The 26085-nt window shown below is 41.0% G+C and carries 23 protein-coding genes; 14 read left to right on the top strand and 9 right to left on the bottom strand.

What is annotated here, in order from left to right; all coding sequences use genetic code 11:
• Window positions 1-57 precede the first annotated feature (57 nt).
• From J7K40_12835 to J7K40_12875, 9 genes are all read left to right on the top strand, one after another.
• The gene (locus tag J7K40_12835; protein ID MCD6163278.1) at window positions 58-2148 is read left to right on the top strand and encodes an aryl-sulfate sulfotransferase; all 2091 of its coding nucleotides are present in this window, start codon (window positions 58-60) and stop codon (window positions 2146-2148) included.
• A 272-nt stretch (window positions 2149-2420) separates the two neighbouring features.
• Window positions 2421-4505: an aryl-sulfate sulfotransferase gene (locus J7K40_12840; GenBank protein MCD6163279.1), complete on the top strand. Its 2085-nt coding sequence runs from the start codon at window positions 2421-2423 to the stop codon at window positions 4503-4505.
• Window positions 4506-4743: 238 nt separating this feature from the next.
• Window positions 4744-5508 carry an ABC transporter permease gene (locus tag J7K40_12845; protein MCD6163280.1) on the top strand — a complete coding sequence of 255 codons (765 nt, stop codon included), beginning with the start codon at window positions 4744-4746 and terminating at the stop codon, window positions 5506-5508.
• Window positions 5505-6236, top strand: coding sequence for an ATP-binding cassette domain-containing protein (locus J7K40_12850; GenBank protein ID MCD6163281.1), 732 nt, complete (start codon window positions 5505-5507; stop codon window positions 6234-6236). The genes J7K40_12845 and J7K40_12850 overlap by 4 nt, the downstream gene beginning before the upstream one ends.
• A 4-nt stretch (window positions 6237-6240) precedes the next feature.
• On the top strand, window positions 6241-7167 hold the full coding sequence (locus J7K40_12855) for an MCE family protein (GenBank protein MCD6163282.1): 927 nt from the start codon (window positions 6241-6243) through the stop codon (window positions 7165-7167).
• Between the two features lie 292 nt (window positions 7168-7459).
• A complete protein-coding gene (locus J7K40_12860; GenBank protein ID MCD6163283.1) occupies window positions 7460-9151 on the top strand; it encodes a histidine kinase in 1692 nt (563 codons plus the stop codon).
• A gap of 46 nt (window positions 9152-9197) precedes the next feature.
• Window positions 9198-9746, top strand: a complete 549-nt coding sequence (locus tag J7K40_12865; GenBank protein ID MCD6163284.1) for a CBS domain-containing protein — start codon at window positions 9198-9200, stop codon at window positions 9744-9746.
• A 25-nt stretch (window positions 9747-9771) separates the two neighbouring features.
• Entirely contained in the window at window positions 9772-11805 is a 2034-nt protein-coding gene (locus J7K40_12870) for an anion permease (protein MCD6163285.1), read from the top strand.
• Window positions 11806-11817: 12 nt separating this feature from the next.
• Entirely contained in the window at window positions 11818-12309 is a 492-nt protein-coding gene (locus J7K40_12875; protein ID MCD6163286.1) for a response regulator, read from the top strand.
• Window positions 12310-12515: 206 nt separating this feature from the next.
• On the opposite strand, the gene J7K40_12880 is transcribed toward J7K40_12875, so the two are convergent.
• Window positions 12516-14621, bottom strand: coding sequence for a carboxypeptidase regulatory-like domain-containing protein (locus J7K40_12880; protein MCD6163287.1), 2106 nt, complete (start codon window positions 14619-14621; stop codon window positions 12516-12518).
• A gap of 684 nt (window positions 14622-15305) precedes the next feature.
• Here J7K40_12880 and J7K40_12885 point away from each other — a divergent pair.
• Window positions 15306-16100: a hypothetical protein gene (locus J7K40_12885; GenBank protein ID MCD6163288.1), complete on the top strand. Its 795-nt coding sequence runs from the start codon at window positions 15306-15308 to the stop codon at window positions 16098-16100.
• Window positions 16101-16583: 483 nt separating this feature from the next.
• On the opposite strand, the gene J7K40_12890 is transcribed toward J7K40_12885, so the two are convergent.
• Both J7K40_12890 and J7K40_12895 read right to left on the bottom strand, forming a co-directional pair.
• Window positions 16584-17006 carry a YjbQ family protein gene (locus J7K40_12890; GenBank protein ID MCD6163289.1) on the bottom strand — a complete coding sequence of 141 codons (423 nt, stop codon included), beginning with the start codon at window positions 17004-17006 and terminating at the stop codon, window positions 16584-16586.
• Between the two features lies 1 nt (window position 17007).
• Window positions 17008-18144, bottom strand: a complete 1137-nt coding sequence (locus J7K40_12895; protein MCD6163290.1) for a hypothetical protein — start codon at window positions 18142-18144, stop codon at window positions 17008-17010.
• A 353-nt stretch (window positions 18145-18497) separates the two neighbouring features.
• Here J7K40_12895 and J7K40_12900 point away from each other — a divergent pair, with 353 nt between their 5' ends.
• Both J7K40_12900 and J7K40_12905 read left to right on the top strand, forming a co-directional pair.
• A complete protein-coding gene (locus tag J7K40_12900; GenBank protein MCD6163291.1) occupies window positions 18498-19178 on the top strand; it encodes a CPBP family intramembrane metalloprotease in 681 nt (226 codons plus the stop codon).
• Window positions 19171-20058 carry a phosphatase PAP2 family protein gene (locus J7K40_12905; protein ID MCD6163292.1) on the top strand — a complete coding sequence of 296 codons (888 nt, stop codon included), beginning with the start codon at window positions 19171-19173 and terminating at the stop codon, window positions 20056-20058. Before J7K40_12900 ends, J7K40_12905 begins: the two co-directional genes overlap by 8 nt.
• Here the strand turns inward: J7K40_12905 and J7K40_12910 are convergent.
• Entirely contained in the window at window positions 20026-20370 is a 345-nt protein-coding gene (locus tag J7K40_12910; GenBank protein MCD6163293.1) for a hypothetical protein, read from the bottom strand. The two genes, J7K40_12905 and J7K40_12910, sit on opposite strands and share 33 nt — an antisense overlap.
• Before the next feature lie 112 nt (window positions 20371-20482).
• Here J7K40_12910 and J7K40_12915 point away from each other — a divergent pair, with 112 nt between their 5' ends.
• Window positions 20483-20665 (top strand): hypothetical protein, encoded by a 183-nt coding sequence (locus tag J7K40_12915; protein MCD6163294.1) that lies wholly within the window; start codon window positions 20483-20485, stop codon window positions 20663-20665.
• A complete protein-coding gene (locus J7K40_12920; GenBank protein MCD6163295.1) occupies window positions 20619-20804 on the top strand; it encodes a hypothetical protein in 186 nt (61 codons plus the stop codon). Before J7K40_12915 ends, J7K40_12920 begins: the two co-directional genes overlap by 47 nt.
• Window positions 20805-20967: 163 nt before the next feature.
• Here J7K40_12920 and J7K40_12925 read toward each other — a convergent pair whose 3' ends face one another.
• The 5 genes from J7K40_12925 to J7K40_12945 all read right to left on the bottom strand — a co-directional run bounded on the left by J7K40_12925 (window position 20968) and on the right by J7K40_12945 (window position 25946).
• Window positions 20968-22338: a tryptophanase gene (locus tag J7K40_12925; protein MCD6163296.1), complete on the bottom strand. Its 1371-nt coding sequence runs from the start codon at window positions 22336-22338 to the stop codon at window positions 20968-20970.
• Entirely contained in the window at window positions 22307-22753 is a 447-nt protein-coding gene (locus J7K40_12930) for a hypothetical protein (GenBank protein MCD6163297.1), read from the bottom strand. Before J7K40_12930 ends, J7K40_12925 begins: the two co-directional genes overlap by 32 nt.
• Window positions 22754-22796: 43 nt before the next feature.
• Window positions 22797-23807 (bottom strand): asparaginase, encoded by a 1011-nt coding sequence (locus J7K40_12935; protein MCD6163298.1) that lies wholly within the window; start codon window positions 23805-23807, stop codon window positions 22797-22799.
• Window positions 23808-24674, bottom strand: a complete 867-nt coding sequence (gene sucD, locus J7K40_12940) for a succinate--CoA ligase subunit alpha (protein MCD6163299.1) — start codon at window positions 24672-24674, stop codon at window positions 23808-23810.
• Between the two features lie 84 nt (window positions 24675-24758).
• Complete coding sequence (locus J7K40_12945; protein ID MCD6163300.1) at window positions 24759-25946, bottom strand: acetate--CoA ligase family protein; 1188 nt, start codon at window positions 25944-25946, stop codon at window positions 24759-24761.
• Window positions 25947-26085: the final 139 nt, after the last annotated feature.

Consider the following 26085-nt stretch of genomic DNA (forward strand, 5'->3'; position numbering starts at 1 on the left):
CCGGAATAAGAAAACCGGGCTGATGATTAAGTACGAAACTAAACAGGAGCATTCTATTTGATTAAATTAAGCATCCTATTTACTATAGCTTGTATCTTAATTGCTTCGATTGGAACCGTACAAGCTCAACATATAGAAGATTCATTTCAGTATATCTGTCCTATTCCCGGGTCTGAATTAATTACCAAAGAGATAACAATCGCTTTACGGCATGGGGATACTCTTGATACCGATCATTTTAATTTAGATTCAGTAGCTATAATCGAGGGAGATACAAGCGGCTTACATGAATATAATACGGTAATCGCCGATGATCAAACAACATTGATTATTAAACCGCGATCCGGGTTTAGACCTAATGAGATAGTAACAGTTACAATTAGAGAACAAATCGCTACAATTACAGGGATTTTATGCGATACCGGTTCGTTTAGTTTTACTATCTCTGCTGTAACTGAGATACCGCCGGAAAGCAATTATTTTTGGAAAGAACACTTGAAGGAATTAAATAGCAGCATAAAAACTAAAACTGAAATAAAACCGCGAGAAAACATGTATACAGGTAAAAATATTTCACTGCCGCTTGATTTCCCCAACCGAACAGTTACTACTAATGTCTGCCCTGACCCCGGATATATATTTCTTGGCAATCTGTATGGAGATAATGTTTCTAAATACATTATGATTCTTGATAATAATGGATATCCAATTTACTATAAGAAAATGCCATCCCATGGATTGAATTTTACAAAACATCCAAACGGCTTGTTGTCATATTTTCTGTATTATGATCATACTATTCATATTATTGATTCTACATATACGGAAGTTAACACCTATCAATGCGAAAATGGCTATGGTCCCGATACCGATATGCATGATTTCCAGATGCTTGACAATGGTCATGTATTAATCGCAGCTTATGACCCCCAGCCTATCGATATGAGCCAAATAGTACCTGGCGGCAGTCCTAATGCTATAGTTACGGGTTTAGTTTTTCAGGAGTTAGATAACGATAGAAACGTAGTATTTCAATGGCGCAGTTGGGATCATTTTGAAATTACCGATGCTGCATCAGATATAGCCTTATACAGCAATCGAATTGATTATTGTCATGGAAATACGCTTGAACTTGATTATGACGGCAATATCTTAATCTCCTGCCGCAACATGGATGAATGCACAAAAATCAACCGTCAAACAGGCGATATTATCTGGCGTTTGGGTGGTGAAAACAATGAATTTACATTTATCAACGATACGCGCGGTTTCTCGCATCAGCATGACCTAAGAAGACAGCCAAACGGAAATATTACTCTTTTTGATAATGGCAATCTTCATTCGCAGCAGTATTCACGAGCTATAGAATATGAAATAGATGAGATAAATAAAACTGTTACTTTAGTCTGGGAATTTCGCAATCAACCTGATGAATACGCTTCAGTTATGGGCAACCAGCAGAGACTTCCTAGCGGTAAAATACTAATAGGCTGGGGCGCGGATAATCCAAATGTTACAGAAATTCTTCCCAATGGTGATAAAACATGGGAGATGACATTTGATATTAATACTATTAGCTACCGGGCTTTTCGTTTCCCCTGGCATGGCGTTGCCGAAATACCTTATCTTATTGCAGAAAACTCAAAATATGGTTTGTATTTAACATTTAACAAATTTGGCGATTCAAGCATAGTAAAATACAATATCTATGTAGATGAACATCCCGAACCAACCACGCTAATCGATTCGACATCGAACACATATTTGAATTTTTATAATGTACTTTCTGGTCATATTTATTATATCAGAGTAACCGCAGTAGATAGTCAATCGGTTGAGAGCGATTATTCCAATGAAGCTGCGATTAAAGCGAACAACGAAAACATCTACCTTCCGGGCGATGTAAATGGCGACAATAATATTAACGGTAGTGATGTTACTTTCGGTGTTAATTACTTCAAGGGAGGGTCTCAGCCGCCCGATTCCTGTTGGAACGATTCAACCTCAAACTGGCATTATTGTGCCGCTGATGTCAACGGCGACTGCTTATTCATCGGCTCGGATATTACCTATTATGTAGCTTATTTCCATGGTCAGAACGTGGGACCTACATATTGCCCTCAAACATCGCCGTTTTATGAAGAATAGCGCTTGAGGGAGTGATAATAAAGCCAGCCTATTAAAAAGTTGTGTCAGCTTATATTTCATAGACAGAAAACGCTTATAAACCACCTAATAATCTACTTGACATGTTTATGTGATTTATATATTTTATATAATGATTCTTCTATGAATCTCTGTTGCCAATCAGGGATTTTGCCGCAGAGTGTTTCTGTGGGCTGGATTGTAATTAAGGGAGATTGTAAGATTAACAGAATAAGTATTTATAGCAGTATATTTCATCCGGAGGGATAGTCTATATGAAAAAGCTACGGATTTTTAGCGCAGTGATATTTCTATTAATCGTTTTAATAGGGACGCTTAATGCCGGGTATTTTAACGATACATTTCAATATATTTCTCCCAAACCAGGGGCAGAGCTGGTTTCAAAAAGCTCTAATATTATAATCCGCGCCGGCAGTATTTTGCCTGCGAGTAATTTCAATTTATCAGCCATTGCCGTAATCGAAGGCTCATCAAGCGGTAATCACAATTATAATGCAGTTATTGCCGATGATCAGCAGACTATTATTATAAAGCCAATAGCTCCTTTCCAGCCGGGTGAGACTGTTAATGTTATTCTTAATGCCCGTTTGATTACAGCTAAAACCAATCGAATACAATCGTCGACTTTCAGCTTCACGATTTCTCCTAAAACCGAAAGGCTATTGGATGATTCATTTTATTGGGATGAATATTTCGATATATCTTCTGATTTGACTGCAGGGTCCGAAAGTGAACCCAATCCGAAACTTAATAGCAATAGGGATGTTTCTTTGCCGTATAGTTTTCCGAATATAACAGTAAATTGTATAGATAATCCTGGGCAGGGTTTCATTTTCCTTGGCAATATATTCCCCAACACCGCTCATTATTTAATGATTCTTGATAATACCGGATACCCTGTTTATTATAAGGAAATGCCGACTGCCGGTATGGATTTTAAAAAGCATGATAATGGTTTATTGAGCTATTTTTTATACCACACTCGCTATTTTTATGTAATGGATTCAACATACACTGTGGTTGATTCTTTTCGATGCGGCAATGGTTATGAGGATTATACCGATATGCACGATTTTCAGATTCTCGATAATGGACATGTGCTGTTGGCGGCTTATGACCCCCAGACTATTGATATGAGCGATATAGTGCCCGGCGGCAATACTGCGGCTTGCGTGATAGGTTATATTGTTCAAGAGCTGGATAATTTTAAAAATGTGGTGTTTCAATGGCGAAGCTGGGATCATTTCGAAATTACCGATGCTGCGCCGGATATAAATTTACAGCACTATAGAATCGATTATTGTCATGGCAACACCTTAGAGCCGGATTATGACGGCAACCTGTTAATTTCATGCCGCAACATGGATGAATGCACGAAAATAAACCGTCAGACAGGAGAAATTATATGGCGTCTGGGCGGCTCAAATAACGAATTTGTCTTCATAAACGACTCGCGAGGCTTTTCTCATCAGCATGATATCCGCAGGCTGTCAAATGGTAATATCACATTGTATGATAATGGCAACTTCCATGAACCGCGGTATTCGAGAGCGATTGAATATGAAATCGATGAGGACAATAAAACCATTGCGCAGGTATGGGAATTTAGCAATACACCTGATGAATTCGGGGTAGTTATGGGAAATACTCAGAGGCTTGCCGGCGGCAATACTTTTATAGGCTGGGGTTCTGACCAGCCGATTGCCACAGAGGTTAAACCGGATGGTTCGAAGGCTTTCGAACTGTCTTTTGATGATGGCGTCAAATGCTACCGCTCGTTTCGATTCCCGTGGCGCGGCATTGCCGCCAGTCCTTATCTGATTGCCGAAAATATCGATGCCGGCTTCCATTTGGTTTTTAACAAGTTTGGTGATAACAGAATTGTTAAGTATTATATCTATATGGGCAAATCACCGGAACCGACTACAATTGTCGATTCAACATCGAATACTTATATGAATATTTATGGCGTTAGAGATGATACCACATACTATTTCAGGGTTACAGCTGTGGATAGCTATTCAAACGAGAGCATTTTTTCTAATGAGGTAGAGATTATAGCCGATCTCAATCCCATTTATATACCCGGCGATATAAATGGCGATGGGAATATAATTAATAGCGATATTACTTTTGGCATTTGGTATTTCAAAGGAACAACTACTCCTCCTGATTCCTGCTGGAATGATTCAACAAATGCCTGGCTGTATTCTGCGGCGGATGTTAATGGCGATTGTCAATTTTCCGGCTCTGATATTATCTATATCTTGCGATTTTTAGTCGGTTTTGGAAACCCGCCTAAATATTGCCCGCAAACTCCTCCTTTTAATGAGGAATAAAAAAATTACTTCCAAAGAAGGGGCTTTAAAATTCATACATTCCGTAGGGCACATCCATCTCAGGCAGATAACATGGTGGGCTGTACTGCTAAACATATCACAAATTCATAACTGATAACGCAGTTGGAAAATCATAGATAAAAATAACAATTAGTTGAAAAATTACTTGAACTATATTGTATTAATTGAGTAATCTATACCGACAATGATAATAATGTAATGAGGATGTTTTTATCAGATGAAAAAAATAGGCCTGCTTTTAGTTCATATTTATAAATTCTCGGAATTTTTAAAAGTTATATTGCGTTCAGCTTTCCGAAAACCCATTTATTTTAATGAAATAGTGGAGCAGTTGTTTCAACTTGGCTATAAATCGCTTCCTATTGTTACTCTCACATCTCTGTTTACCGGTATGGTGATGGCTTTTCAGACCGGAGTTGAGATGAGCAGGTTTGGGGCGAAAGCATATATCGGTTCGGTGCTGACTATTACATTAGTTAGAGAGCTTGGTCCGGTACTAACAGCGCTTGTTGTGGCTGGTCGCGTCGGAGCCGGGATTACAGCCGAGCTTGGCTCAATGAAAGTTACCGATCAAATTGATGCAATGAGGGCGATGGCAACCGACCCGTATAAAAAACTAGTTCTAACCCGGATTATCGCTCTTTTGATAATAGTCCCGATTTTAGTGGTTGTTGCCGATATTCTGGGGCTAATCGGCGGCGCAATTATAGCTATAACCAACCTTAATATTGGCATTGAAATGTATAAATCCACCATAATTGATGCTCTTTATATTGAAGACTTGGTTTCCGGATTAGCCAAACCATTTATATTTGCTTTTATTATCGGCACAATAGGTTGTTATTTGGGTATAAACGCTTCCGGTGGAACCAAAGGAGTAGGCAACTCGACTACGCTTTCGGTTGTTGTATCATCGGTACTGATATTTATGTTCGATTTTATCTTAACAAAAATATTTTTCATGTTCGGCAGGCCGGTATGATTAAAGTTGTTAATCTGTGCAAGGATTTTGGTTCCAATAAGGTATTACGCGGTTTATCTGTCGAATTTGAAAATGGGCAAACGACAGTCGTTCTGGGCAGGTCGGGATGTGGTAAAAGTGTTCTGTTGAAAATGATTCTCCGCTTGTTGTTGATAGATTCCGGTAATATTATTATCGATGATATTGATACGACAAATTTTTCAGAACATAAAATGATGGCTTTCCGAAAGAGGATGGGGATGCTGTTTCAGGGTTCGGCATTGTTCGATTCGATGAATGTCTATGAAAATGTTGCTTACACGTTGAGAGAACATACCCGAATGAAAGAGAAAGAGATACGTTTAAGAGTATGGGAAAAGCTTAATTTTGTTGAAATGGACGGCACTGAAAATCTCATGCCCTCCGAGCTTTCCGGCGGAATGCAGAAAAGAATAGCCTTAGCCCGCGCGCTGGCCAACAATCCCGATTATGTATTCTTCGATGAACCAACTACTGGCTTGGATCCAATTACCGCTCATACTATCAATGAACTGATAGTAAGGGTTCAGCTGCATACTAAAAGCACTGTAATTGTAGTAACCCATGATCTGGAAAGCGCGGCTTTTATTGCCCAGAAAACAGTTTTATTAAAAGAAGGCGAACTTATATTCGAGGGCGATTTTGAATCGTTTACAAAAAGCGATATTGAATTTGTAAAATTGTTTAGGTCAGGAGGAAAGGCTGGTTAAATAGATGAGTGAGAAAATGATTAAAGAAATAAAAGTCGGTGCATTAATAGCTTTTGGCCTATTTGTGGTGTTTTCAACATTTTTTATTATAGGCGGCCAGGAAGGAATTTTTTCATCAAAATATGAGCTTTATGCCAGGTTTAACAATATTGAGGGATTAGCTGTCGGGGCGCCTGTTCGTTTAGGCGGGATGAAAGTTGGAACCATCGGCGATATCTGGTTTTCGGGAATAGCTGATAAGAAAGCTATTTCTGTAAAAATGATGATTAAATCATCAAGCTTCGATAGAATTCGCTCCGATTCAAAAGCAAAACTCGGCAATATGGGACTTCTCGGCGATAGAACAATCGAAATATCACTTGGCTCATTTGATGCTGAACCTGTTGAACCTGGACAGTTTATTGTCTCGGAAGGCGGGCATGTCTTAGAAGATATTATGGATCTTACCGGTAATGCCAAGGAGATAACAAGTAAAATAAATGAGGGCGAAGGCAGCTTGGCGCAAATTATCAACGACCCGCGGCTTTATTCAAACCTCGATTCGCTGCTGATAATCTGGTCGGAAATAAGTAGCAAAATAAATGAGGGCGAAGGTAATTTAGCGGCTCTTATGAACGACCCCGCCCTATATAATAACCTTACTAAGTTCTTTAAAGAATCCTCAGCTTTTATGGAGAAAGTTAATGCTGGTGAGGGAGAACTCGGCAAGCTGGCAACTGGCAAAGGCAACCTTTATAACCGTACCGACAGTGCTTTAGTCGCCTTAAATAAAACGCTCGAAACGATAAATAACGGCGAGGGGACACTCGGTCAACTCATATATAACGCCGAATTGTACGAGAGGCTATCATCAACGCTGACATCACTCGACAGTCTGCTGGTTGATATCAAAGAAAACCCTAAAAAGTATGTGAAACTGTCATTATTCTAAGCGCTAATATTGATAGTAACATGCCGGCAATGACAGAATCTGCTCTATTCTAAAACCATTAATAGTATTTTCCGACAAAAAAGCTTGACAAACTTACTGTTTGTGATAAATTTCACATAATATTTGATTTCGGGTTTGTATTTGTCAAATAAACACAAACCTGACGCGAGGTTTGTTGTGATTAAAACAATTTCTGCGGCTTTGCTTAGCAAGCAATCCACCAGGTGGGTTGCTAATCAGTTGATGAATTCACCGACTTCAAGAATCTATATCTTCTAATTTTGGAAATATAATGGCAGAACATGCTGGAAATAAATTACAATCCCAACTCGAATATTTGCCTTTTGATGAGAAACATTATAATGAGATAAAGCGAAAAAATGTTATTCGGCTTCTGCTTACTTATCTTACTCCATTAATTCTGCTAATAGTATATTTTTATTTCCAGTATAATAGTCTTATTTCCGAAAGCCAGCGTTTTCATCTCAAGGCAATCGCCGAAAGCCAGGCGAACACGCTTGACCTGTTTTTAACCGAACGACTTGTTAACCTCAGCAATCTAATCGATGACCCAAGGTTTGAATTTCCTCCATCAGGGAAAGCTATGCAAATTTACCTTGAAAGGTTGAAAAAAGACAGCGAAACATTTGTCGATATTGGCTATTTCGATTCATCTGGTGTTCAAACAGCTTATGAAGGACCTTATCCGTCTCTGGAAAAACGCAACTACAGCTCTGAATCATGGTATATTGCACTCAGAGAAGGTAGTGATAATTATATTATTACAGATATCTATCTCGGTTTCCGTCAAAAACCGCATTTTACTATTGCAATCAGCCGCATTGTCAACAATCAATTCATTGTATTGCGAGCTACTTTAGGTCCCGAAAAGATATATGAATATATCAGTTCTTTGGAAGGTTCCAATGAGGTTTTTACTTCGATAGTCAACAGGGACGGCAAATATCAGGTTGTTACCCAGAATATTGCAGCGCTTTTAGAGACATCATCATTTGTTCCGCCGGATGAACCCGGACATGGCACTGAAAAAGTAGATATTAATAGTTCGGAGATAACTTATGCTTACTCATGGCTAAAAACAGCCGATTGGGCATTAATTGTTATGCGTCCTATATCTGAAAGTTCGGAATTATTGCCTGATTTTTTAGTGAAGTTGTTTGGTGTGTCAGTTGTAATTATTCTTTTAATTGTATTCGTAATATTCGATAGGGCTAAAAAGTTAGTATATCTTCAAAAAGAATCAGACCGGACAAGGTCACAATTGGAACATGCCGCTAAGCTGGCTTCTATTGGCGAACTGGCCTCTGGTATTGCGCATGAGATTAACAACCCGCTGGCAATTATTACCGAGGAAGCCGGACTTATCAAAGACCTAATGAATCCCGAATTTCAAGAATCGGCAAGCAGTGAGGAAATAGGAGAACATCTGGATAGTATTCATGAAGCGGCGTTTCGATGTCGCGATATTACCCGCAAACTGCTTAAGTTTGTCCGTAAAACCGACCTTAATTTGAAATCTCAAGATATACATCAGATTATTGATGAAGTTTTGGATGGCCTTCTGGGCCAGGAGATTTCAGTATCGAATATTAAAATTGTTCGCAATTACAACCGCAGCTTGCCCCAATTGATTACGGATGCCAACCAGCTCCAGCAAGTGTTGTTGAATATAATTAATAATGGCATCGATGCTTTTGAAGGCAAGCCGGGTAAAATAACAATTGCCACGTCGCAATCAGGGAAAAAACTGAATATTTCAATTTCCGACAATGGCAAAGGTATCGCTCCCGACCAAAAAGAAAAACTTTTCATGCCATTTTATACAACCAAGGGAGTCGGTGAAGGCACCGGTTTGGGTTTGTCGGTTAGCTATGGAATTATTAAAAGCTTTGGTGGTACAATCGAGGTTAACAGCAGCATAGGAGAAGGAAGTACTTTTGTACTGATATTGCCGATTAAGTAATATTTGTTATTTTTAGATAAGAATCGTTGATAAGAAGGACATCTCTATGGATAATAAATGTGTAAAGGACCTAATGGTACCGCTTGATGAGTATGCGGTAATACATCAAGATGCTCCTTTACTGGATGCAATACTGGCTCTTGATAAGGCTCAGCTTAAATTAACACCCGGAAAATTTAAACATCGAGCCGTACTGGTTGTTGATGATAACAACAAAGTGATAGGCAAAATCGGGCAGTTTTCTTTTTTAAAGGCTTTAGAGCCAAAATATAATGTCATGAGCGACTTGGCCAATCTTGATATTGCCGGTGTTGATTCTCAATATTTATCTAAGGTGATGGAACATTACCAGTTGTTCCAAGATAGCTTATCAAACCTGGCGGCAAGTGCTCATGCAATTAAAGCTAAGGAAGTCATGCAGACGGTTGCCGAGAGTATTGATGAGGATGCTCCTTTGAGCGAAGCTATACATAAGATTATTATGGGCCAGAGGCTTTCGATATTGGTATCGCAAAAAAGTAAAATTGTCGGCGTGCTGAGATTATCCGACCTTTTCGAGGAGATGTCAGTTCAAATGAAAAAGCTTGCAAAATAGTTGATGCTGACTGATTTGAGTTATTATGCCCAAAGTATTATTAGTTGATGATGAAAATAAACTTCGAATATCTTTAGCAAAACGTTTAAACCTAAGGGGACTTGACACTATCGGCTTGGATAATGGCGAGGATGCTATAAAGATAATTCGCAGCGATAGTGATATAGATGTAATTGTGCTGGACAGGAAAATGCCGGGGATGAGCGGCGAACAGACGCTCAAGGAAATGAAATTGTTTAGGCCGGAACTTCAGGTAATTGTATTAACCGGTCACGCTTCTATGGAATCAGCAGTGGAAACAGGCAAGTTGGATGCTTATTCATACATTCAAAAACCATGCGATCTGGATGAGTTAATTAAAATAATAGAGAAAGCCCGCGAAGATAAAGTTCATGTTATGGCGCGGCATGAAGTGCCCCATGTCAAGAAGGGTTCGGTATTGAAATGGCTGAAAGGTTCGCATAATTCTCGACCGGGAGTTATAATACTTGGCTTACTTCTATTTTCTTTGATTGTATTAACTCCGACAACCGACCGCTTGATGGAACTGTTGTCATTTCAGAAAACCGGCCAGATAACTGATTATAATATGGGTTACGCCAATTATATGAAAATGAAAGATGGCGAGAATATTGCAGATTATTACAGCCGTAATTATAAAATCGGTGATAAAATCCTACTAAATCAGGGCGAATCGCCACGATATGCGATGTCTCCCAGCAAGGCAGCGACAAAAGCTAAGGTTATGCTTGGTATTTTAGTGGTTGCTGCCTTATTTTGGGCTACCGGTGCTGTGCCAATTGGAATAACAGCTCTGCTGGTTGGTGTATTCATGTATTTTTTCGGTGTTCTTAAACCTGATGATATCGCCAAAGCCTATGCCAAGGATGCTGTAATTTTTATATTTGGCGTGCTGGCAATCTCTACCGCAATTAGCAGCACCGGACTCGACCGTCGAATAGGATTACTGCTTCTGGCTCCGGCCACTAATTTAAAACGAATGATGTTTATTTTCCTGCCGCTTTTTGCGGTAGCTTGTTCGTTTGTGTCGGAGCATGCTTTAATAGCGTTTATTCTGCCGCTTATTATGATTGTTTATGTTTCCTCTATTAGAGCAGTTGGTCTCAAGCAAGATAAAGCACTGGCAACTATGTTTATTTTGTCGCTTTGTTTTGCAGCTAACTCGGGGGGGCCTGGTTCGCCAGCCGCTGGCGGCCGTAATGCCGTTATGCTTGGCATACTTTCCGATTACGGAGTGGCTCCTTCTTTCGGTCAATGGGTACAGTATGGATTGCCATTTGTGCCGGTTATGGCGCTTGTGATAGGATTATATTTCTATATTACTTTTCATCGCAAGATAGCCGTAAAATCGCTAAATATATCATCGTTAGTAAAACAAGCTTCGGATAAAATCGGACCTATGACTAAAAAAGAATATATAACTGCAATAGCGCTAATTGTTCTGATTCTATTATGGGTTACTGTCAGCGATAAGTTTGGCATGGGCGGCCCTGTGATACTGATAATAGTAATTCTCAATTTTCTAAGGATTATCCGATGGCGCAATATCGTTTCGATACCGTGGGATGTAGTCGCATTGTATGCCAGCGCTTGTGCTCTGGGAAAGGGTTTGGCTGTTACCGGTGCAGCTTTATATATAGCAGACGGTTTTGTTAGTATCCTGCCAAGTTTTATGCAAAGCGGGGAGGGTTTAGCAGTTGCAGCCAGCTTGTTTACCGGTATCGCCACCAATTTTATGAGTGATGGCGCTACTGTTTCCGCCATAGGGCCTATAACTATTCCAATGGCTGCTATATCCGGTACGCATCCGTGGATGATAGGTTTTGCCACAGCTTTTGCTTCATCATTTGCCCATATGCTGATAATCGGCACGCCCAATAATGCTATTGCTTATGCATTAGCCAAAGACCCTGTAACAGGCGAACAATTGGTAACTCTTTCCGATTTTCTCAAGCACGGATCTGTTATATTGGTTCTTTCTTTTGCGGTTTTGTGGGCATGGGTATTTTTTGGATATTGGAGATTAATTGGTTTTTAAATAAGGATGGGTATTATGTCTGACAAAATTAAGCTATTAATAGTAGATGATGAGATAAAATTTCTGGAGTCTGTCGCTCGCCGACTTGAAATGAGGGATTTTGATGTAACCAAAGCCTCCAGCGGCGAAGTAGCTGTTGAAGCCGCCAGTTCTGGTAAATTCGACTTGGCTTTGTTAGACCTGAAAATGCCGGGTATGGATGGCAAACAGGTGCTCGAAATTTTGAAAAAGGAGCATAAGTACCTGGAGGTTATCATTCTTACCGGTCGCGGCTCAATGGATTCAGCTGTGGAATGCACCAAACTTGGTGCTTTTAGCTACCTGCCCAAACCTTATGAACTGAACAATCTTCTTGAAATTCTCAATAAGGCATATCAAGCAAGATTGAAAAAGAAATTTGAATCAGACCAGGACCGGATGCAGAAAATCTTAGATATGGCGGCTGATTCAAGCCCTCTGGCGATTTTACGTGAACTGCGCAAACTTGATGATGAAGAAAAATAGATAAATATAGATTATATCAGAAACCCGCAAGCTAGTCTAAAAAATAAATCGTAGCGCATAGGGGTGTCCGCCATTGGCGGATACGTCCCTACGCGCGGATTTATATATCACCCTAAAATATAAGATATATTTTTGTCGACAGTCTAAAGGGCGTCCAGCAACTCTGCCGGACGCTCTTTGGTTTACAATTTTCGTGATGTCTGTAATTACTTCAAAAGCATCATGGACTTTCTTTCGGTGAAATTATCAGCCTGAATTCTATAAAAATACAAGCCGGATGTTTCGTTATTGGCTGTCCATATCGTCTGATGATACCCTGCCGGCATATTGCCGTTTATAAGCGTCTCAACTTTTCGACCAAGCAAATTATAAACATCGATTATAACAAAAGCGTCTTTCGGCAAACCATAATTAATAGTCGTTGATGCGTTAAACGGATTAGGATAATTCTGGTTTATGAAATAATCCTCAGGTATTCTAGCGAAGCCATCATCGATGTTATCATAATCCCATCTTAAATAAACATCTGTTGAAGTAGTGTCACCATAAGTCAATTCAATAAAAATAGTAGTATCCTCATAATTTCCATGGGAAAATCTTACTGAAAAAGAGCCTTCTTGTATTATGGCAAAATAAAACGCTCCGTTAGCATCCGAATAACCTTCTTGCTCAGCGTCTACTATATAGATGTTTACACTGTCAATTGGTACAAGCGTCGAATCATCATAAACAAAGCCTTCAAAGTAACTGAGGCGATGGTCCAGACAGATAGGAGCATGAGAAGAGCTATCGTATGCTGTCTCGATACCGGTAAGAGAGTCGGTGAAATAATCGTGATGCTCGAATGTGATTGTGTAGATTCCGTTTTCAAGAGACATGAATCTATATCCGCCGGCATTACTGGTTGTGTCAATTCTAACAGGATCGGTATTTATACTAACGACAACCCCTTCGATACGAGTGTCTGTATCGCAATCGGTAACAATGCCCAAAATATTGCCATACTGGCTTAGTACAATAGTTGTGTCCAGCGGGTCATCGGCGGGAATATTAATACTGACTAATGCAGGAACGTAATCGTTGTGAGTTATAGACACATCATAGGTATTTGGCTGGATATGGTCAAACGCAAATGCGCCATTGCCGCCGGTTGTATATTCATTGCCATCGAATGCCACTAGAGCGCCTGTAATTGGCTGGTTATGAGTATCTTTTATATAACCGGTAAAAACGCCGAGCCTAAGAATTACAAAATCTTGCGTGGTTGTCTGATTGGGTTCAACAATTATATTTGTTGCTTCCGTATCCACATAATCAGGATGATGTGTAGTGATGCTGTAAGTTTCTGATTCTAATCCGGGGAATTCATAGAAACCATCAGCGTTAGTGGTATCGCTGGCTCCGGTGTTCAACTGAATGACTGCATTTTCAACCGGTTGTGTGTCCGAGTCATAAACATTGCCGTTAATCCCGCCTGCCTGACTGAGAAACATTGTTTCCAAGACTACTGTTTCATTCTCAATAATATTTACGGTTATAGTTGTATCAAGGTAATGAGTGTGAGAATAAGTAAGATTATGCTCGCCCACAGTAAGACCTAAGTGGAAAAAGCCATCTGTATCGGTTGTATCTGTTTTGCCCCATCTGCTGTCTGTTATACAGACATTCTCAATTGGAACTCCGGAATTAAGATCGCTAGCAATACCCTCAACATATCCGCCGCCTAAAAAGTGAAACATGGCAAATGTTTCAACTGGGAAAAAACCTGCGTAGCCAAGCGTATCGCCGATATTAGTTGGACCTTGAGGATAGTTCAGGCCTGGCCCAATAGCCATTACATCGTCGCCAATTAGAGATGAATCATTGACGGTTTTCAACATAAATTTCATCCCAACGGTATAGGCTAACGAATAAAACCAGGGAGCTTCGCTTTGGGGATTAAGCTGAGCAAATCCTATGAATGATTGGTTTGACCAACCCTCGGGATTAGGCGGCGAACCTTCAGGCGGTAAAAAACCGGCATCATCCCATTCTGTGAAAGGATAAAACAATTCGCCTTCTTCGACGCTTAGAAGGCTGTCGATATATCTATTGTCAGTGCCAAGGCAAATAAGAGCGTCGCCCACATAGCCGCCATACTGGCACTTAAGAGCAACATTGATTTCGACCCTCTCATTTATGTTGACGTACATTCCGGAAGGAGAGCCATAAACAACAAACACGCTATCTGTCATCTGAGCAAAAACTACCCCCGGTAATAAAGTTAATATAGATATTATTAAAAAATATCTAAATGTTTTAGTTGAAAACATAATTTCCCTCAAAATATTTTGTAAATACCTTTCAATACTCATGGTTTATAGAACCCTGAGATTGATATTTCTTCTTTTTTATTTATCTGAACTTTAATTGGATAGCTGCTGAACAAATTAATTTTCAGCAATTAGTTTGTTCAACATCGGTTCTACTAATAAATCTTATATCTCCGTCCAGATAAAAGCAATTATTATATTGCTAAACGAAACCGCCTTATTGTTTCCTCCATAGCTAAAAGGTTTTTATGCTTGCTTTAATAAATGAACTGTATTGAATACATCCTCCTTTTTTTTAATTGAACCGAATATTATAATATATGCCTGCAATCTACACTCCAATTAAATTTATAATATTTTGCAGATTTACGCAAGCTTAAAATACAATTTATTAAAAATTATAGCTATCCTAAAAAAATACTATAATCAGATTATCATTTATCGTCTAAGGATATTTCTGGCAACATTTTCCGATAGTTAATACTACTTATAAAAATTAACAATATGCTCCGAGAGGGATTGAATCGAGTCCATTGTCAAAATATACCTTCGGGATTTGTAAAAATCCCTTGTAATTGCCAACTTTTCGGATTATAATTTCTTTAACGGTATGTATGTTTTTCTATTGAAAAATATCTGATGATGACGATAGTTAAATAATATAAAATAGCAAGAGGAAATAACATGAACACTAAGTTTATCTGTCGATTATTGATTCTGTCTATACTGATAATATTTCCGATAGAATTAGCTATAGGCCAGCTTATCAAAGACAAAGCCGATGATATCTTCACGGAAATGGATGCCGATCAGCTTACTCTAAGGTTTTTCAACGCCCTTAATGGCGAGCCTATAACCGGAGCGGTTGTGGGAATTGAAGGTATAGGCAGTTATAGTTCCGATCATGAGGGCAAAGTACTATTTCCCGCGCCGGAAGAGGATGGATTCTATACAGTGAGATTTTCAAAAAATGGTTTTATTGAATCTGTATTTAATATCGAAATTCAGGTTGGTTCATTGTTTTTCAACAGGTTCTCCATCTCGCCCGATATGCCGCTGGGAACGATAAGAGTCGCTTTAGATTGGGACAAGAAACCGCGCGACCTGGATGCTCATATGCGCAAGCTGGGAAGTTTTCACATTTCTTATCGCAACAAGAAGGTAGCTGAGGATGGCAAAGCCAAACTCGACCGCGATGATACGAACGGCTACGGACCTGAGACTATCACAATAAGTAAAGTGGATGAACAGGCGACTTACTATTATTATGTGCATAATTATTCCAATAGAAATAAGTCATCCGATAAAAATCTCTCCAAATCGAAGGCAAGCGTAAAGCTGTACGGCGGCAATAATCAGCTATTGCAGGTATTCCAAGCGCCGCAAAAAGTGAAAGGTACTTACTGGCACGTTTTCACAATAAACAATGGAGAGATAATCCCCGTGAACAAGGTTGTCAAGACAGAGCCGGGGAGTTGACATACAAGCTTATAATCCAAGCAAATAGTAGGGGTGTATTGCATACGCCCTATTAATGCCGCAGCTTCATAGGTCGGGTTTTCCGCCTAATGCGAACCGAAGTGGGGGACAAATCTTATACTTTGGTTTAGTTCGATAATTAGGGTTTGCTGAATAATAAGGAACTGATTGCTAAACGCCGTTTGGTAGCCAGAGAAAAATATTGCCATACGGTATGTGCAGGCTTTTTGCTTATTTATTAGAAAACCCTTTCACTTGCAGGACTATAGAATGAATCTATCTTATGATAAACAAAGAGGTTAGTGTTTATTCAGCAAGCCCTAATTAATATGCAAATAAAACTATCAACCTCAGGATGTCGCCCGTTAAGGCGTGCTTCCATCCTGAGATACAACAAAATAGCGCGTAGGGGCGTATTGCATGCGCCTATTAATGCCGCAGTCTATTAGGGCAGTCCGCTTCGGTGGACGGCACCTGCCTATTTTAACACTCGCCCACAAGCTGAACAATCACTCGTCTATGGCGCGATTTATTATCGAAATCTGCAAGGACAATCTGCTGCCAGGTTCCAAGCATCAATTTGCCCTCAGTAAATGGCAGGCAATGCGATGTTTTTAACAAAAACGACCGCATGTGCGAAAAACCGTTGCCATCATGCCAGGTTTCATCATGATGATATGGCTTATTTGATGGGAGCAGTTTTTCTAAAAACTCCGGGATGTCTTTTAGAAGCCCCGGTTCATACTCAATTGTGCTGATGGCCGCGGTTGAACCGGCAACCGCCACACAGGCTATACCATCATTTAAACCGGATTGCTTGAGAAAACCGGCAACCTCCGAGGTAATATCTTCGAGATGACACCAGCCTTTTGTTTTAATTTCAAAATCGAATGTTTTTACAGCCATATCAAACCCTCTCTGATTTACTTGCCATGTTATTAATAAATTCCACAACGCTATGCATGCATAGAAGGTAAACCACCGGCAAAGCGGCATAATAAGACCTGAGTTCGTCTATATGTCCCATAAAAATACACATTATTAACAATAGCGCCGCATATATTAATGATTTTTTAAGGAAAACCGGTTTTTCTCTCCATTTGTAAAATAAACCGAGAGCTATAAAAATAAACATTAATAAATTCAATCCTCGCGGCAGTGGAATATTGGGATACAATGGCAATATTTTGTTTGTATTAATATGTTCAAAATTAAAATAGCTGGAGAGCTTTGACAGATGTTCCAAGTTCCTTATTAAATGCCATTCTACTAATCCGCCGGGATTATTTTTGAAAACGATATATAATGAAAATTTGACGGCAATAAAAATCAAGGCTTGCAGGCTAAGCAGTTTTACAAACTTACTCCTTGGGAGTTCCGAATAATAGTTGACTGCAAACACAATTATAAGCATCACCGATGTTTCCTTATTCAGCAGAGCAAATAGAAAAGCAATCAAATAGCATTGCCATTGTTTTTTATACAGCAATAATAAAGCCAGAGTAAATAAACATAGATGAGCAAAATCATACATGAAGTTGCCATAGTTGAAATATATCGGGATAGCAACCGCCATTCCAAGGGGAAGCAGGTCGCAGGTTCTTTCGGAAAACATGCCGAGCGCCAATGCCAATTGCCGCAGTATGAATAAAAACATCAGCAAAGCTAAGGCGTTTAGAATCAGATATACAATAATTCTATAGCCATTTTGAGAGAGCATGTTTGTTTTAGAATCAAAGGATTCGTTTTCAGAATGCTTAAATTTGTTGTGTATAAGAATGCTGACCTTACTGTCAATTTTGTTCTTTATTGGTTCCGGCGTCATGAATTCAATGGTTCTAATCAGGCAGGGCAATAGTATCCGGTACTGAAACGGCTTATATGCTTTGAAATCGGTCATATTTATCATACCGGCGCGCTCATTAACAAGACCGGGGCTTTTTATCAGGGAGAGTATAAAGATCGTAGTAAAAAGATATAGAGCTAAAAGAATGATTGCTTTTTTCTTAGCCTGAAATTGATATTTTAAATTATTGCTTTTCATTATATCATAATAATACATCAATATACTTAATATTATCAAATGATTAATCTCATAATTTGCGGGGGATTGCCCGGAAGATAGGTGTCGGGTTGAATAAAGCAGCAGGTCGGGTTCCGACCCCACCGCGGCGGGGAGAAACCCGACATTTTTGCCTTTGATAAAGGATTTACTAAGGGAAAAAGCCTTATATTACTGTGAGAGGTGTCGGGTATTTCCTCGCCTTCGGCGAGTCAGAAACCGACCTAAAATGTTTTGGAAAAAAATGGGGAAACTCCAAAAACTCATAAATATTGACAGGGAAACCATCACAATATATAATACCCACTGAAAACAATAAAGAGGGTTGTACTCTGATGATAAACAAAGACGAATGGCAAGCAAATATCAAACCCCTGACAATACTTCTCTACACATCCATTGCCTTAACTGTATTTAGATATTACGGCTCGGCGAAATTTTATGCAGATAAATTTATAGCCGAGAATAGTCCGGCAAGCCAGTACTATTATTTCCTGAGCAGTTTTGTCCTTCTGGGATTAATTCCGGTTCTTATTTGGAAAGTCGGTTTTAAGCATAGCCTGAAAGACATGGGGCTTTCATTTGGAGACACAAAGAAGAGTTTGCTTATAATAGCAGTCGGTCTGCCATTAATGGCGGTGATGGCTTATTTCTCCTCGAAAGACCCGTCATTCCTTGCGGAATATCCCCTTTATCGAGGCCTTGCGGCTAATCAGGGCATATTGCCGATTTATATACTTATGTATAGCCTATATTACATCGGCTGGGAGTTTTATTTTAGGGGCTTCATGCTTTTCGGCTTGCGGGAAAGTTATGGAGAACCAGCCAGCATCCTAATTCAGACAATCCCTTCCTGCTTGCTGCATATCGGCAAACCCGATGCTGAGATATTCGCTTCTATAGTTGCCGGAATAGCATTCGGCTGGCTTGTCTTGCGATGCCGTTCAATCTGGCCGATATTTATCTTTCACTTTGGGCTTGGCGTATTCCTCGATTTATTTATTATCTATGGCTGAAATCAAGAGATTCATAGCCAAGATTCGCGCTATTGATGCTATATGTTTATCGTATATTATCTTGATGATAATCATAATATCCCTTTTTGGATATAAGCTTGATGATCAGTTGTATATTATAACTGTTTATATAAGTTGTTTTGCCGGTAGTTTGATGTTTATTTTTCTGAGAAGATTTAGCAATAAGATACTAAACTTTTTTACCGATAACTATCCATTAATATTGCTCATCCCGTTTTATGAAATATCCGGCCATCAGGTGCATATGATTTTCGATGGTTTTTTTGATGATTATATCCTGATGATAGAGAATGCGGTTTTCCCTGTCCATCCGGTAACCTGGTTCGAGCAATTTTATAATCCGATTTTAACCGAATGGATGATGATGGGATACTCGGTATATCTTCTTCTCATACCGATAACAACCGGCTGGTTTTATTTCACCGATCAAAAAGAGGCGGCGGAACATAATCTTGGATCATTGCTTCTATCCCTGATTTCGTGCTATATGGTGTTCTTTCTTCTGCCGGTTGAGGGACCGCGTTTTGCTATGGCAAATCAATATACAGGTGAGCTGACGGGATTTCTATTTAGAGCAATAACCAACCTGCTCGAATCGGGCGCGATGCTTCATGGCGGCGCTTTTCCCTCGGCGCATTGCTCAGCGGCAACTGTGATGCTTCTGCTGTCGTATAAATATGACAGGAAATTATTCAAGTGGATTATTGTAATCCTGATTACATTGTATATCTCGACTGTCTACGGCAGATACCATTATCCGTTGGATGTTTTAGCCGGCATGCTTTTTGGTATTGCCGGCGTAAAGCTGTATCATCCTATAAAGAGATTATGGGATAGGATTGCCGGGCGGGATGGCTGATATATATTCCCATTCCTCAAACTCGTAGGGGCGTATTGCAGATCCGTATGGATATTGAATATGCCCACTCTGATTACCGAGCGGAGCTTGATAACCAGAGTTAAACGACAACACTTTCTCGTATATGCCGCCGCTGTTGTTAGAGGTCTCCTTTATCGGAATTGATGACTCTGTCCACTCTCGAAATTCTATCCTCTCTAAAAATTGGGCAATTAATGAGCCAATACCTCCCCAGGCTGTTATCGGTTTATTCGTAAAGGCAATTTTAACTTGCTTTACTCGATGCGATTTGTTAAGCTTTTTATGTTTCATTTTTTAGTGCTCCTTTTTCTGTTATCTAAACATTAATCTAAAAGGAGCACTATCTTTGTTTTATATGAAAATATCAACCTGATTTTCTGTTTCTAATGCAAAAACTGGGATAATGCCGATGTTCAGAACCGGCCGCAAATCCGACCAACCGCTGCCGACCATGACAGAGCTGTTTCAGGCTTATCCCAATCCGTTCAACTCATCTACTTCGATTAAGATATATCTGACAAAATCACAGCGAACGAAACTTGAGATTTTCGATGTGCGGCAGGCAGGTAAAAATTCTCGCCGATAGAACGCTAAATATCGGCGAGCATTCATTTATGTGGAACGGCAGAAATAGCAATGGCAGAAAGGTATCATCGGGTTCGTATTTCTATCGTCTGTCTGCCGGCGAGGATGTCATGATACGGCGTATGATATTAATTAAGTAATTGGAATTGTTGTTGTCAGAAGCAACTTCTGGCAACACTTCGATTTTTAATGGATACACGTAAGATAATATTGCAATACGACCTTACGCATGGTTTTATACCTTAGCAGCAGGTCGGATTCCGACTCGCCGAAGGCGCGGAGAAACCCGACACCCTTGACAGCTTACTCAGCCTCCTCCAACTTGACAGTAAAATGACGCAATACAGGGGCATTCCAGGTAATTTTCAGTGGCTTAACCAGCTTTTTATTTTCCCCGATTTTCTTGAATACATTAGCAGCATACTGCAGATGCGCCATCGAATATACCCGTCTCGGAATAGCCAGCCGTACTAACTCCATGTCAGGGAACTTTTCGGTGCCGTCGGGTTGAAGTCCCAGCATGATGCCGCCTATCTCTACCGCCCTTATGCCGCCCTCGCGGTATAACGCCACAGTAACCGCCCAGGCGGGATATTTCTCACGCGGGAAATCCGGTAGGAATGAATCGATATCCACGAAAATCGCATGACCGCCCGCCGGCTTGACAATAGGCACACCGGCATCCTCAAGCATATTGCCGAAACACCGGACCTGCTCGGTGCGGTATTTCAGATAGTCCTCGTCTAATGCCTCATCAAGTCCGCGGGCAACCGCCTCAAGGTCGCGTCCAGCCATGCCGCCATAAGTAGGGAAGCCCTCAATCAATATCAGCATGTTGGTTATTTTAGCGGCCAGCTTATCGTCGTTGGTGGCCAAAAACCCGCCGATATTTGCCAGCCCGTCTTTTTTGGCCGACATCGTGCAGCCATCGGCGAATTTGAACATCTCACGGGCGATTTGCTTAATCGACCAATCCCGATACTCTATTTCTCTTTGCTTGATAAAATAGCAGTTCTCAGCATAGCGGCAGGCATCGATATATAACGGAATACCATGCTTATGTAAAAGCTTGCTGTATGCCTTTATATTCTCCATAGAAACAGGCTGACCGCCGCCGGCATTGTTGGTAACGGTAATCATTCCCACCGGAATTTTATCAGCGCCTACTATCTTGATTAAATTCTCAACTTTATTCAGGTCGATATTGCCTTTGAACGGATACTCCGATTTAGGCTCTTTACCCTCATTGATAACCAAATCGACAGCGCTTGCTTTTTGATGTTCGATATTAGCGCGGGTAGTGTCAAAATGAGTGTTTGAGGGAACATGCTGGCCTTCTTTTAGGATACTGGTGAAAAGCAGGTTTTCTGCTACTCGTCCCTGATGAGCGGGGATGATATTTTTGTAGCCGGTAATATTTTTTATGGCTGCCTCGAAATTGTAATAGTTGCGGCAGCCGGCGTATGATTCATCGCCGGTCATGATGCCTGCCCATTGGGTATCGCTCATTGCTGAGGTGCCCGAGTCGGTCAGCAGGTCGATGAAAATGTTCTCGGCGGCGATTTTAAACACATTAAAATGCGCGGCGGCAAGCGTCTTTTCACGTTCTTCTCTGGGCAGGATTTTTATTCGTTCGACTGTTTTAGTTTTGTATGGTTCCGGTAGAAATTCCATTCTCAAATCTCCTGATAAGTTTGCTGAAAATTATAAATATCACAAGAAAAAGCCCCGTGAAAAATATGTTCTGGCTAATCCAGAAAAACAGATAGCTGTCAAATGAGCCTTTAAATACCATTGATAACAACGACAGCAATTGTCCATCAAACTCAGCCGAAAGCGGTTTCAATCTCTCTGTCTGCTTGGCGACAGCAAGGGGGATATTGCCCAATGCTATGTTCATTACGGAGAACCAGACAGCCAGCCTGATAATTCTGCCGTTTACGAAAGCCTTGCCCATTATCCTTACCGATAGAAATACAATAACCAGCGCCGCAAAAATACTGAACAGCGAGGTCCCCTTACCCAAGCCGAGGAAGATAATCTCGATGATGCCGGCTAAGCATGAAAGTATGATGTATTTCGCTAACATAATTTGCCTTTATCTGCAGAATCTATTGTAAATTTAATCATATTCAAATGTTCTTCTCTATACTAAATTCGGCTTTTATATAACCGATTTCTTTATCTGCCCAGTTTTTAATTGTCTTAATGTGAAAATTTGATAGCTTCTCAAGTTCGCCGCCGGTTATTATCCCAAGCTGTCTTAGTATCTCTACGCTGAATGGATATAAAGCGCGAGTGGCGCCATCGGCAATCTTTACCGTCATGCCCCAACCTCTTTCGGCAAAACCTATGCAGTGAAGTCCCTCGGCGCCGGCTTTGGCTATCATCTTTTCCTTGCAATGCTTCATCAGTTCCGTATCATAACGCATATCGCCGGCGACAATATTGGGATAATCCATCATAGCCCGATATATTGTCGAATATATCTTAGCCTTAGTAGATGGCACGGAATGCGGCGAGATGAAGCGGGCGAATCCATAAGCCATATTATACAACGGCATAGCATGTACCGGTGCCGAACAACCGTCAATGCCGATACCGATATCCTCTTCGGGATAATCGCAAATATAAGATATGGCTTCGGTAATCAACTTTTGAACCGGATGAGAAGGATTCAAGTAATCATCAATAGGTAAATTCTTAAATACGCATAATGCCAGCATACCCGCATGCTTGCCCGAGCAGTTATGTTGAAGGGCTGTAAACTTTTCGTCAGGCTCCGGCGTTAGATTTTTCGCCGCGTAGAAATGAGGTATATGAGTTCCGCATTGAAGGTGTTCCGGTTTTAAGCCGATTTTATCGAGTATCCCGCTGATAATCTCCACATGCTCGGGTTCGCCCGAATGAGAGCTCGAAATTATGGCGATTTCTTTAGTTGATAATTTGAACCGGTGTGCTGCTCCAGACTCGATAAGCGGTATGGTTTGAAATGGTTTGGCGGATGAACGCATATATGTTATCAACTGAGGGTTGCCGAACTGATAAATAATCTTGCCCTCGGAGTTAACAACAACAAAATGCCCCGAATGGATTGATTCAACAACATCGCCCCGATAAATATTTACTGCATTCGGTGACAATTAAATTTCCTGTTCCTTCAAAATTTCGGGTATATCCATAAATGTTTTTGCATGATGAGCGCCGGCTTCCTTTAAAGCCGCCACCTTGCTTTTGGCAGTACCAACATTGCCCTCGACAATAGCGCCGGCATGACCCATCCGCTTGCCCGGAGGCGCCGACAATCCGCCTATCATGAACAGTACCGGTTTAGACATAGCGGCAATTTGCTTGGTCGCTTTTTCCTCATAAACGCCGCCAATCTCGCCGACCATCACAACCGCTTTCGTGTCATCGTCTTTATCGAAAATTTGCAGGATTTCATCGAAGGTAGAACCAAGCACCGGGTCGCCGCCAAGCCCGACACAGGTGGTTTCACCATAGCCGGTGCGAGTGAGTGTATCAGCTACATAATAAGTTAGTGAACCGGAACGCGAAACGGTGCCGATTTTGCCAGCCGTAAAAGCGATATCCGGGATGATACCGACATTAGCCTGCCCCGGTGTGATAATGCCGGCGGTGTTGCCGCCTATCACGGTTGTGCCGTGTTCCAAAGCCGCCTTGCGGACATACATCATATCAGCTATCGGGATATGTTCCGGCACCACCACCACAAAGGGGATGCTGGCATAGATAGATTCCAAAGCCGCGCCTTTGGCATATTTCGCCGGTAGAAATATTACCGAGACATTGGCGCCGGTTTCAGCCGCGCATTCCTCGACTGTGTCGAATACCGGGATACTGTCGACGCTCTGGCCGCCTTTGCCCGGCGAGGTGCCGCCGACTATGTTGGTGCCGTAGGCTTTCATACGCTTGGCATGAAATGAACCGCCGGCGCCGGTTATACCCTGCACGAGCACCTTGGAGTTTTTATCTATTAATATTGCCATTAGTTTTTTACCTCGTCTATTTACTTTAAATAACTAACATTCATTTTTATAAATTAAAATCTGACTCTTCATATTTATTTCAGCTTATGCCTCTTTCGCAAGTTGGACTGCGCGTTTAGCGATATTTTCAATTGGCTCCTCGATGCCATGGAATTCAATTTTGGCAAACAGCTCCGGCGATTCTTTCTTCGCCTCCTCGAACAGCCGTACGCCTTCCTCCCACATATTGCCGGTCATTCGCATGACTATCGGTTTGGAAAGGCCATGCTCTTTGAGGAATATAATCACGCCCTTGGCGAAATCATCGCAGCGGGATATGCCGCCGAAACGGGCGCCGAAAATCGCTTTAACGTTTGGATTCTCATCTAAAAGCACCAGCATCTTGGCGATGCGTTCGGGCGAGGGACCGCCGCCGGAATCCATGAAATTTGCAGGCTTGCCGCCAAAGTAAGTGATAAAATCGTTGCCCATGATGCCATAACCGGCGCCGCCGGGAAACATGCCGATATCGCCGTCAAGATCTAGATAGGGGATGCCCCATTCGCGCGCTTGTTTTTCGCGCGGAGTTAGCTCGCCCTCCTCGTGACGTTTCTCGATACCGCGTTCGGCTAAATCAGGATGACGGAATAGCGCATCATCATCAAGACTGACACGGGCATCGGCGCAAATAAGCTCTTTATTAGCGGTGAGAACCAGCGGGTTGATTTCAGCCAGCTTGCAGTCATAGGCTTTATAGAATCTAAATAACCCTAAAGCTATCGCGGCAAACTGTCGAATATTTTTTGATGGCAAGCCGATATTCTTAGCCAATTGCATAGCCTGAAAATCATGTAATTGCTCGTCGATATCGAATTCCAGCTTGAAAATCTTTTCCGGTGTCTTTTGCGCAATTTCCTCAATATCGATACCGCCTTCGCCGCAGGCAATGATAGTAATTTTATAATCAATGCGGTTAAGCGTAATGCCGAGATAGATTTCCTGTTTGATATCGAGCGCTTTTTCGACTAAAATCTTTTCCACCGGGAAGTCTTTGATTTTCAAATTGAAGATATCATTTGCCAAGGACTTAACTTGCCCTTCAACGTCTGCAAGTTTTATACCGCCGACTTTGCCTCGTCCGCCGGTTAGTACCTGAGCTTTCAACACAACAGGTAATCCTATATTAGCCGATGCGCTGCCGGCCTCATCGATGTTTGCCGTGATAATGGATTCCGGTACAGGGAGTTTGAATTCCTTGTAGAGTTGTTTCGCCTCATATTCGTAAAGTCTCAAAGTTCCTCCTGATTAAACAGCAAATTCAAAATTATTTAACATTAATTTTATTAAATAAGTCTTGTGAAGTCAATGGAAAAGAGACTTGGAGTGTAATGCCTCAGTAATTGGGGGCAGTCACCGGGCTTGCTAAGATATT

Source organism: Candidatus Zixiibacteriota bacterium (assembly GCA_021159005.1).
Lineage (GTDB): Bacteria > Zixibacteria > MSB-5A5 > UBA10806 > 4484-95 > JAGGSN01.

Coding starts and splice junctions, on each gene's coding strand:
- J7K40_12840 (MCD6163279.1), top strand. CDS start 2,421: ATGAAAAAGCTACGGATTTTTAGCGCAGTGATATTTCTATTAATCGTT.
- J7K40_12905 (MCD6163292.1), top strand. CDS start 19,171: ATGGCTGAAATCAAGAGATTCATAGCCAAGATTCGCGCTATTGATGCT.
- J7K40_12895 (MCD6163290.1), bottom strand. CDS start 18,144: ATGAAAAGCAATAATTTAAAATATCAATTTCAGGCTAAGAAAAAAGCA.
- J7K40_12855 (MCD6163282.1), top strand. CDS start 6,241: ATGAGTGAGAAAATGATTAAAGAAATAAAAGTCGGTGCATTAATAGCT.
- J7K40_12915 (MCD6163294.1), top strand. CDS start 20,483: ATGCCGATGTTCAGAACCGGCCGCAAATCCGACCAACCGCTGCCGACC.
- J7K40_12885 (MCD6163288.1), top strand. CDS start 15,306: ATGAACACTAAGTTTATCTGTCGATTATTGATTCTGTCTATACTGATA.
- J7K40_12845 (MCD6163280.1), top strand. CDS start 4,744: ATGAAAAAAATAGGCCTGCTTTTAGTTCATATTTATAAATTCTCGGAA.
- J7K40_12870 (MCD6163285.1), top strand. CDS start 9,772: ATGCCCAAAGTATTATTAGTTGATGATGAAAATAAACTTCGAATATCT.
- J7K40_12880 (MCD6163287.1), bottom strand. CDS start 14,621: ATGTTTTCAACTAAAACATTTAGATATTTTTTAATAATATCTATATTA.
- J7K40_12850 (MCD6163281.1), top strand. CDS start 5,505: ATGATTAAAGTTGTTAATCTGTGCAAGGATTTTGGTTCCAATAAGGTA.
- J7K40_12890 (MCD6163289.1), bottom strand. CDS start 17,006: ATGGCTGTAAAAACATTCGATTTTGAAATTAAAACAAAAGGCTGGTGT.
- J7K40_12860 (MCD6163283.1), top strand. CDS start 7,460: ATGGCAGAACATGCTGGAAATAAATTACAATCCCAACTCGAATATTTG.
- J7K40_12930 (MCD6163297.1), bottom strand. CDS start 22,753: ATGTTAGCGAAATACATCATACTTTCATGCTTAGCCGGCATCATCGAG.
- J7K40_12865 (MCD6163284.1), top strand. CDS start 9,198: ATGGATAATAAATGTGTAAAGGACCTAATGGTACCGCTTGATGAGTAT.
- J7K40_12910 (MCD6163293.1), bottom strand. CDS start 20,370: ATGAAACATAAAAAGCTTAACAAATCGCATCGAGTAAAGCAAGTTAAA.
- J7K40_12900 (MCD6163291.1), top strand. CDS start 18,498: ATGATAAACAAAGACGAATGGCAAGCAAATATCAAACCCCTGACAATA.
- sucD (MCD6163299.1), bottom strand. CDS start 24,674: ATGGCAATATTAATAGATAAAAACTCCAAGGTGCTCGTGCAGGGTATA.
- J7K40_12925 (MCD6163296.1), bottom strand. CDS start 22,338: ATGGAATTTCTACCGGAACCATACAAAACTAAAACAGTCGAACGAATA.